Origin of the sequence: Streptomyces sp. CB02009, assembly GCF_001905825.1 — a bacterium.
Classification (GTDB): Bacteria; Actinomycetota; Actinomycetes; order Streptomycetales; family Streptomycetaceae; genus Streptomyces.
Genome location: NZ_LIVV01000034.1, coordinates 2,106 through 2,523, shown reverse-complemented (window position 1 = coordinate 2,523; position 418 = coordinate 2,106). Strand labels below are relative to the sequence as shown.

At 72.0% G+C, this 418-nt stretch carries 1 protein-coding gene; it reads right to left on the bottom strand.

The window, feature by feature from the left end; translation table 11 throughout:
• Positions 1-232: TetR family transcriptional regulator (locus AMK27_RS40985; RefSeq protein WP_143204973.1), on the bottom strand; the 232-nt coding region annotated here is incomplete at its 3' end.
• Between the last annotated feature and the right edge of the window lie 186 nt (positions 233-418).

Genomic DNA, 418 nt, shown 5'->3' with positions numbered 1-418 from the left:
CGCCGCCCGCGAGGAGCGGGGCCACGGCGTCCTGCTTGGAGCGGAAGTACCGGTAGAAGGTGCGCAGCGCGACCCCGGCCCGCAGGGCGATGTCCTCGGCCGTGGTGCCGTCGGGGCCGCGCTCGGTGAAGAGCTCGGCGGCGGCGCGCGCGATGTCCAGCTGGGTCGCGGCCTTGCGGCGCTCCGTCAGCGTCGGGGTGGGGGGCGTGGCGCCCTCGTGCTTGGTGCTCACCGTACGAAGCGTACGCCCGCGACTGCCGTCGGTGCATACCGTGCAGCTGTGGCAAATCGTGCCACTTGGGCGTACGGTGGCGGCATCCCCGGGAACCCCGACGTCCCGGAAGCAGGATTCCCGGAAGCTCGACATCGAGAGGTTGCCGCCATGAACCAGCTGACCCGTTACGAAGGACGCCGCGCG